The sequence below is a fragment of the Pseudoalteromonas sp. XMcav2-N genome (assembly GCF_024124545.1).
In the GTDB taxonomy this organism is placed as follows: Bacteria; Pseudomonadota; Gammaproteobacteria; order Enterobacterales; family Alteromonadaceae; genus Pseudoalteromonas.
Genome location: NZ_JAMXSF010000025.1, coordinates 49,304 through 57,719, shown reverse-complemented (window position 1 = coordinate 57,719; position 8,416 = coordinate 49,304). Strand labels below are relative to the sequence as shown.

At 45.5% G+C, this 8,416-nt stretch carries 8 protein-coding genes; 2 read left to right on the top strand and 6 right to left on the bottom strand.

Annotation, left to right across the window (positions count from 1 at the left end; genetic code table 11):
* Positions 1-540: 540 nt before the first annotated feature.
* A complete protein-coding gene (locus NH568_RS22620) occupies positions 541-1,014 on the top strand; it encodes an RNA-binding protein (RefSeq protein ID WP_253110606.1) in 474 nt (157 codons plus the stop codon).
* 140 nt (positions 1,015-1,154) lie between these two features.
* Here the strand turns inward: NH568_RS22620 and murI are convergent, their stop codons facing one another.
* Together murI and NH568_RS22610 are read right to left on the bottom strand one after the other, a co-directional pair.
* Positions 1,155-1,958: a glutamate racemase gene (gene murI, locus NH568_RS22615; protein WP_253110602.1), complete on the bottom strand. Its 804-nt coding sequence runs from the start codon at positions 1,956-1,958 to the stop codon at positions 1,155-1,157.
* A 99-nt stretch (positions 1,959-2,057) separates the two neighbouring features.
* Entirely contained in the window at positions 2,058-3,170 is a 1,113-nt protein-coding gene (locus tag NH568_RS22610; RefSeq protein ID WP_054017559.1) for a DUF5610 domain-containing protein, read from the bottom strand.
* 159 nt (positions 3,171-3,329) lie between these two features.
* On the opposite strand from NH568_RS22610, the gene trmA reads away from it, so the two are divergent.
* Positions 3,330-4,427: a tRNA (uridine(54)-C5)-methyltransferase TrmA gene (trmA, locus tag NH568_RS22605; RefSeq protein WP_253110598.1), complete on the top strand. Its 1,098-nt coding sequence runs from the start codon at positions 3,330-3,332 to the stop codon at positions 4,425-4,427.
* 57 nt (positions 4,428-4,484) lie between these two features.
* On the opposite strand, the gene NH568_RS22600 is transcribed toward trmA, so the two are convergent.
* From NH568_RS22600 to ccoG, 4 genes are all read right to left on the bottom strand, one after another.
* Positions 4,485-5,120: a thiol:disulfide interchange protein DsbA/DsbL gene (locus NH568_RS22600; protein WP_253110595.1), complete on the bottom strand. Its 636-nt coding sequence runs from the start codon at positions 5,118-5,120 to the stop codon at positions 4,485-4,487.
* 12 nt (positions 5,121-5,132) lie between these two features.
* Positions 5,133-5,756 (bottom strand): thiol:disulfide interchange protein DsbA/DsbL, encoded by a 624-nt coding sequence (locus NH568_RS22595; RefSeq protein WP_253110591.1) that lies wholly within the window; start codon positions 5,754-5,756, stop codon positions 5,133-5,135.
* A gap of 19 nt (positions 5,757-5,775) precedes the next feature.
* Positions 5,776-6,750 (bottom strand): serine/threonine protein kinase, encoded by a 975-nt coding sequence (locus NH568_RS22590; RefSeq protein WP_253110588.1) that lies wholly within the window; start codon positions 6,748-6,750, stop codon positions 5,776-5,778.
* Between the two features lie 113 nt (positions 6,751-6,863).
* Entirely contained in the window at positions 6,864-8,291 is a 1,428-nt protein-coding gene (gene ccoG, locus NH568_RS22585; protein WP_253110585.1) for a cytochrome c oxidase accessory protein CcoG, read from the bottom strand.
* Positions 8,292-8,416: the final 125 nt, after the last annotated feature.

The window sequence follows — 8,416 nt, the reverse complement described above, 5'->3', positions numbered from 1 at the left end:
AAACGAATTGACTATGTTAGTCACTCAGTTCAGTTGAGACTCTAAATTTTTGTGCGTCATTCAGTAAAACTGAAATTCGCTGTTAGAACTCAATCTGTACGAGTGCCCACACAGATGATTGCTTCATATTTTTAAAGAACAGTGTAACTAACCTTGGTTAGTTACCGCAGCCTCGCTGCGAAGTGGAGCGCTATAGTAACCGCTTCACATTTAAAGTCAACTAGAAAATTTAATTTTTTCTTAATTAAGCTTTCCGTTTGGCTTTTCCTTCACTTGGCTCGTTGCTTTTCAGCGTTGTGCACCGTGTCGGTGGATGCGCATTATAGGGAAATCGAAAAACGATGCAACCCCTTTTTTCATTTTTTTGGATCTTTTTGATCATTTATCTTTAAACCCTCAATACTGACGGTAAATCCATCGAGAAGGTGCAATCTTTTCAACAGGTTCTATATTTAATTATTGCGATATTTGATTAAGTCGTTAATATAGCAACCTTTCTTGTTAAATTAATGTGTATTCAACGTTTTTTGGTAGATCCTTATGAATATTCTCGATCGTAAGACACTGTTTACTGTACTTCTCCTGGCAATATTGAGTTATGCGCTTGGCCATTTTGTACTACTAAACAGTCAAATTGATCCCGCCTTATTGTTGGCGCTAGGTATCATCATCGGAGGCATAGCATCAGCTTTCGCTTCCTCAACAGGAAATACGGGCAGTGACGTCAGTGGAACAGTAGAAACAACCACACTGTATGTCGGTAATTTACCTTACAGAGCAAATGAACAGGTCGTCAGAGATTTGTTTGAAGAAAAAGGGCAAGTTTTTTCGGTTCGTTTGCTTAAAGATAAGAATACAGGTAAACGCCGCGGGTTCGGATTTGTTGAAATGCCACAGCCCGATGCACTAAGGGCCATCAACGAGCTCAATGAATCTGAGTTTCAGCAACGCACGTTAAAAGTCAGAGAAGCGAAACAAAAACAAGAATCGCTGACTACTAATGATCAAGACTGATCTTTAATTTTATAACAGCTCGTTGTACACACTAACAGGGGGTAGTACCAGTCAGGTTACTACCCCTTTTTTATTGCCACATTTTTTGCTTCTCCTGAATTTGAGCATGCTGAAATGCGCCCTCCAACCAACTGCTTCAATTATTCCTGATCAAGATTGATCAGTTTGATTTCAGGCCGCCCAACCAGGCGTGCTTGTTGTGCTGTTGCATACCAGTTCATTGTGCCGTGCTTTATTCTTAAACACTCAGCCTGAACTTCACCTTCCTCAACGGCACTATCTTTTGCAAGTAATGTATACACCCGCCTCGCAATCGCTGTACCTGAATCAATCAGAGTTATCGACTCCGGAATAGATTCACTCAGGGGTTTCTCAATGATGGGGAAGTGCGTGCAGCCTAGTACCAGATGATCTAACTCAGGTGAGAAGTTAAGCTGGTTGATCTCAGCGACAAGCTGTTTACGATCAATGTCACCGGACCAGTAAAACTGCTCAGCCAGTTCAACCAACTTAGTCGACTGATAAAGGTCAACCCGGCATTCATTGGCAAATTGCTGGATCAACTGCTGCGTATAGATATTCCGAGAGGTTGCTGGAGTCGCCAGTAAACCAATGTGCTTTGCGCGACTGGCTGATGCCGCGGGCTTAATCGCAGGGACTACTCCGACAATCGGAATAGAGGTTAATTGGCGAGTTGCTCCCAACGCATAGGTTGAGGCGGTATTGCATGCAATCACGATAATATCGACAGGGCGCTGCTCACGGTCAATCCACTTAATGAGCGCAGCCAAACGCTGCTGGATCGTCTGCTGGGACCGCAAGCCGTAAGGCAGCAACAGATTGTCCATCACATAACTGTAGTCGGCATGAGGCAAAGCGTTACGAATGTGCGTAAGTACACTGGTTCCGCCAATACCAGAATCAAAGACAAGAATATGTGACACATGCGCTCCTTAATTACAGTTCGCGCGCAGTGTGCCACGGTCAGGGTTTAAAATAAATACTAACGTCAAATCCTAAACTGGGAGAAATTAATCTCCCTTTTATACTTGCTGATCTTGCTTATCAGCCTGACGAGATTCAAGTGCACTAAAGAACCCTTGAGCATAATCAAGAAACTCGTTCAGACGCGCCTGACCTTCGTTTATCCAGGCCATGATATCCGGCAACTGAGCTTCTATGCCCAGTCCTTTCGCTTCATCATGGATCCCTTCAAGACGTTGATCCAGCGGCTGCAGTGCTTTTTCCAAATCTTTCATAGGATTACTCTGTTGATACTGGGCAATCGCAGCGGAAGTTTTGGTCTGACGCAGATCCATAGTGAAATTGACGATTTGCTCACTGTTAATTCCCAGTTCTTGCACTTTGGCAAACGCATCATCATAGTCACCGGCGAAAAAGGTATCGCTCACATCTCGGATGTCTTTCATCATGTCATTAATCGCAGCCTGCTCATCTTCGTTGAGGTCACCATTCACACTGATGGAAAAATTAAGCTCATGACTGCTTTGCTCACCATACGCAAACCCTTCACCATCGCCATTACGCGCATAGCTTGCCGCTTTTGACTGACTCATCGCATCACTGAAAGAAATCACCACTTCGTCGCCTTCAGCTGTGGTGAAGGCATACTCAGCTTGATTAGATAAACTGGCAAACTGTGCAGCACTCACTGATACTTGCTGCGGTTTAGGATCAAACAGCTCTTTTTCAAACTCATCCAACCCTTTAAAAATCCCTTCGCGGGACTTTTCTATCCCTTCCTCAATTTCATCATTAAACAGACCTGTGCCTTTTAAATCTTCAGACGCTTCATCAATTCCCATCTGCACGCCCTTGCGTGCTTGATCAAGCATACTTTTGAGTGTGTCGTCGTCTTCTCCGGCGGCCTTGGCTTTTTTAACTGCCCCCTGGACAAACCCCAGCACATTTTTGACAATTTCTTCAAAATCAAACAGGGGCTTGTCTTTTTCTTCTTTTTTCTCAATGCCCAGTGCTTGTGCGAGTTTATCATCGAGGATCTTTGCCGCTGCCTGAGATTTGTTTCCGTGGTAACTATCCGTATTAATTGACATATTAGGGATAAGCGATTTGGCTTTACCCGCGTTATGCTGCATCGCCGGATTCAACAGCTGATTCAACTGTCCGATTTTCATGTCTGCTCTCCGCTTTACTTGATAGTTGGTTATCGGCCAAAACGCCTTAAGCTTAAGTCTATTGTACAATAAAAGAGCAAAATATTTTGCTCTTTGCTGGACAAATCGAAAGTGCATCCTAAAATAGCGCCTCTTTGCATTAACTATGGTGGTTTTAATATGGCGGTGATCACGATTGACACTTCGACCTACGAGCAACAGTTGACAGAAAAACAACAGCGGATCAGTGCGCAATTTGCCCGCTTCGATGCGCCACAACTGGAAGTGTACGACTCCCCAAAAAGCCACTATCGCCAGCGTTGCGAATTCCGCGTCTGGCATGATGGAGACGATCTGTTCCACATCATGTTCGATCAACAGACCAAAGAAAAGATCCGAGTCGATCAGTTCGATCCGGGCGCCCCTTTGGTCAATGACATGATGCAGGTAATGATGGATAAGCTGCGCCACAACGACACCCTGCGCCGCAAGTTATTCCAGATCGATTATCTGACAACACTCAGTGGCGAAGTGCTGATCAGTCTGCTTTATCACAAAGCTCTGGACGATGCCTGGCAAGAGGCTATGCAGGCTTTACGTCATGAGCTACAACAAAGCTATAAAGTCGACTTTATCGGTCGTGCCAGAAAGCAAAAAGTGGTGTTTGGCGATGACTTTGTGACAGAGCAGCTTGCAGTCAATGGCAAACAGTACACCTATCAGCAGGTTGAAAATAGCTTTACTCAGCCTAACGCGGCAGTGAATGAAAAAATGTTGGCCTGGGCACAAGACCTCTGTGCGCCGCTGCAAAACGATCTGCTCGAACTTTACTGTGGCAATGGCAACTTCTCTATCGCACTGGCTGGTCAGTTTAACCGAGTATTAGCCACGGAGATCTCTAAATCATCTGTCCATTCGGCGCAATACAATATTGCAGCCAATAAGGTGGATAATCTTGATATCATTCGTATGTCGAGCGAGGAATTTACGGCGGCCATGAAGGGTGAAAAACAGTTCTCCCGCCTCAAAGGCATAGACCTGCAAAGTTACAATTGCCAGACCATTTTAGTCGATCCACCTCGCGCAGGCATGGATGAGCTCACCTGTAACTTGGTCAGCCAATACGACAACATCATTTATATTTCCTGTAACCCGGATACGCTGGAACGCGATCTGGAATTACTATGCGATACGCACCAGATCTCACGCATCGCCATTTTCGATCAGTTCCCCTATACCCACCATGTGGAGTCGGGCGTCTTTCTGACCAGAAAATAAAGTGAATTTTAGGCATAAAAAAACCCGCGTTCATCGCGGGTTTTTTCATCTTAAAGATTAGGATTTTTTCGCCAGATAGTTGATCAGAGCGGCAATATCGTCCGGTGAAGTCACGCCAGATTCACGCGACAAGATCAGCTTGTACTTGCCGTTGACAATAAAAGTCGGTACACCTGTCAGCGCGCCTCTGTCTTGCATCTGCTCTTGTGAACGCTTCATTTTCTTCGCTTTAGTGCGTACAGAGAAGCTCTTGTACAGTTTGTCAAATTTCTCTGCAGACACGCCCTGAGCTACAAACAAGTCTTTAATGTCAGCAACCTCGTTGAACTTACCACGCTTGCCGTGCAAATGGGCAAACATCGCCGCAACGATCTTATCTTTTTGCGGTAATACAGACGCTGTCGCCAATGCATTACTCATCATCTGCTGGATATCAGGGTCACGTACACCGACAAAGTCAACGTGGCTTTTTTTGAATTTCACGTCGCCGTCGAGTTTTGGTTTGAACTCACCAATTAAGGATTCAAAGTTGTTACAGGCCGGACAATAAAACGAGAAGTACTCGGTTACTTCAGGCTTTTTGGTGCCCCGCTCTGCGACAACCTCATAATGCTTACCTTCCTGGAAATTGGCAGCGCTTGCCATCAAAGGTAATAATAGCGCCAATGCTGCGGCGCAAATTGATTTAAACATGGTCTGCTCCCATTATTTTTCTAGTAAGTGTTTAACCAGCTCATCCAGCTCAGCCTGACTGCTCAACTCTCTCAGGTTAATTTTGTATTTGTCATTCACAACGAAAGTCGGCACTCCTGTCAGTGCGCCAGCTTTGCTGAAAGTATTCTGCTTTTCAACCATGGCTTTTTCCGCGCTAATAACTGGCATACTGGCCATCGCTGCATCAAACTGCTCGCCACTAATACCATTGGCTTCCAGCAGCTTTTTGATATCTTTTAGGTCTTTTAGCTGTACCTGCTGCACGTGAATGGTGTTGAAGATCTGATCGCTCACCTGTTGCGCTTTACCATGGTGTTTGGCAATGATGTAGGCATAGCTCAGGTAACTTTGCACTTCAGGTGATAGTCCACCCAGGAAATTAACATGGCTTTTTTCGAATACAGCACCCGCTGGCAGGCTTTTTTCTAGTGCTTTAGCTACCGGTTCAAACTGAAAGCAATGCGGGCAGTAAAAGGAAAAGAATTCAGTGACCTTGGCCGACTCACTCTTTGTCGTTGTTAATGTCTGGTAGTGTTTGCCATCCGTGAAATCGGCAGCCATTGCCAACACAGGCATACACAACGCAATTAGCGCAACCTTAATCGATTTTAACATTACTATTCTCTCTAAATTTTTATGGATAAAGACTGATCGCCGCTTCATCCAGTGCGGCAAGTTGTTCTTTTAACGCCAGGATCTGCTGTTCCCAGTATTTGTCTGTTGCAAACCACGAAAAGTTCCTTGGAAACGCCGGATCATGCCAACGTTTGGCCAGCCATCCCATGTAGTGCACCATACGCATTGCTCTTAGCGGCTCAATTAACGCCAGTTCGCTCGTATCGAACGAGGCAAATTCTTCGTAGCCGGATAACAGGGTATCAAGCTGCATAACCTGATTTTGCCTGTCACCACTTAGCATCATCCAGAGATCCTGAACGGCGGGCCCCTGACGACAATCGTCGAGGTCCACAATCATTAACTGTTCCTGAGACCATAGAATATTGCCAGCATGACAATCACCATGCAAACGGATCTGCTGGAATGGTGTGAATTTTTCTTCTGCTTTGTTAATTACCTGATCAAGCACGGTGGTAAACGCCAGCCGCAATGTATCAGGCAAACACTCAGACGCCAAAATGTCCTTGCATGGTTGATGCAGGTAACCGGCAACATTAATCGCGGGGCGGTGCACAAACTCACTCTGCTGTGCAACGCTGTGTAAACGACCAATGTAGCGCCCTAACATTTCCAGGTGATCCAGGTTATCCATTTCGAACTGGCGACCACCGACACTTGGAAATAAACAAAATCGATAGCCCTGATGCTCAAACAAACTGTGTCCGTCAACACGCAGCGGAGCGACAACGGGCACTTCGGCTTCTTGCAGGGCCAGTGTGAAATCGTGCTCTTCCTGGATCTGTTCTGACTGCCAACGCTCGGGCCGATAAAACTTGGCAACATAACGACGGTTATCATCAGCACGAAACTGATAAACCCGATTCTCATAGCTGTTAAGTGGTAGCAATCCGGACTCGGGATAGATACCTACACTTTCAACAGCGTCGAGGATCAGATCGGGCGTTAAGTTCTGAAAACTGAAATCAGTCATAATTTTTACCTTTCACAGCCTTTCACCTCAATAGCGGTGGGCCAAGTAACAAAAAAGCGGGCTAACCCGCTTTTTATGAAGTAAATGAGTTACCCCATTGTACCCTATCTACGCTAGCGACCCTTAAAAAAGTTCGTTGGCTGTGCGATGTACTCTTCGGGTTCGTCTTTCACTGTAATGACAAATTCAAATTCCGTCACCGGCAACGTCAAATCGTACGGGTCGATCACAACAGATAAAGGCTGGTCGACGGTTGAGCCTGCCGCGATTTGAATTTCCTGTTTACCAATGATCGTGAAGTCAGACAAACCGCGAATGCTGATCAGGAAAGTCTGAGGCACCTGTGCCTTGTTGATCATTTTCAGCGTGTAGGTATTTTCCACCAGGCCCTCTACATTGACGCGGTAAAGTTGATTTCTGTCTCTGATGATATCCAAATCGAGTGTCTTACGCATCGCTACGTTAGCAACCAAAGCGCCACTTAATACAATCAATATCAGTAAGTAACCGATCAATTTCCCGCGTACGGCTTTGGTTTTGTCGCTGCCACTTTCCAGGTTACGCTCAGTTGTATACGAGATAAGGCCTTTTGGATAGTTCATTTTATCCATCACGCCATCACACGCATCAATACAGGCACCACAGTTTATACACTCGTATTGCAGTCCATTGCGAATATCGATACCGGTCGGGCACACTTGCACACATAACTTACAGTCGATACAGTCCCCCAGCCCCAGCGCTTTGGGATCTTCCTTACGACCACGCGGACCGCGACTCTCACCACGCTCGGTGTCATAACTCACTGTAAACGTGTCTTTATCAAACATAGCGGACTGAAAGCGTGAATAAGGACAGATATGCAGACACATAATCTCACGCATCCAGCCAGCATTGCCATAAGTACACAAAGTGAAAACCACCACGCTCAATGCCGCATATCCGGAGGCCGAGAACATCAGCAGATCGGGGAGTAACTCACGGATAGGCGTAAAATACCCCACAAACGAAATGGCCGTATACAAGGAAAACAGCATCCAACTTAAATGCTTAGCTGATTTACGCCAGAATTTATCAAAGTCCATAGGCCGCTGATCAAGCTTTTTACGCTGATTGGCAGTGCCCTCTAATTTTTCTTCAAACCAGATAAAAATAAAGGTCCAGACCGTTTGCGGACAGGTATAACCGCACCACACCCTGCCATAGAAAGTAGTCACCAAAAACAAGGCGAAGGCCGCAATCATCAGAATAAAAGCCAGAATGGTTAAATCCTGAGGCCACAACGTCAGACCAAAAATGTTGAACTTTTGCTCAAAAATATCGAACAGCACCGCCTGCTCGCCATTGAAGTTGATCCAGGGTAACAGCATGAAGGCCAGCATGCCTATAAAACCAATCTGCTTCCTGAGTTTCTGATGCAACCCGGTGACAGCCCTGACATAAATGCGGTTGCGTGGGTTAAACCTGTCTGGTTGTAAATCGTCGGGTTTATGAATTTTGACGTCGACGGGGATATTCTTGACCTTAATTTGTTTGTCCATCACAGCTCCTTACGCGCCTGGGACAGGTACTTGCTACAGTGACCTCTATTTTATATGTGTAGTATATCAATCTGGATTAGATCTTGCTCATTTTAAAGGGAAAAGCCGACATAAAACAGCATTGC

Excerpts from the sequence above, each read along its gene's own strand:
- NH568_RS22610 (WP_054017559.1), bottom strand. The coding sequence starts at position 3,170 with ATGAAAATCGGACAGTTGAATCAGCTGTTGAATCCGGCGATGCAGCAT.
- NH568_RS22600 (WP_253110595.1), bottom strand. The coding sequence starts at position 5,120 with ATGTTTAAATCAATTTGCGCCGCAGCATTGGCGCTATTATTACCTTTG.
- NH568_RS22595 (WP_253110591.1), bottom strand. The coding sequence starts at position 5,756 with ATGTTAAAATCGATTAAGGTTGCGCTAATTGCGTTGTGTATGCCTGTG.
- trmA (WP_253110598.1), top strand. The coding sequence starts at position 3,330 with ATGGCGGTGATCACGATTGACACTTCGACCTACGAGCAACAGTTGACA.
- NH568_RS22620 (WP_253110606.1), top strand. The coding sequence starts at position 541 with ATGAATATTCTCGATCGTAAGACACTGTTTACTGTACTTCTCCTGGCA.
- NH568_RS22590 (WP_253110588.1), bottom strand. The coding sequence starts at position 6,750 with ATGACTGATTTCAGTTTTCAGAACTTAACGCCCGATCTGATCCTCGAC.
- ccoG (WP_253110585.1), bottom strand. The coding sequence starts at position 8,291 with ATGGACAAACAAATTAAGGTCAAGAATATCCCCGTCGACGTCAAAATT.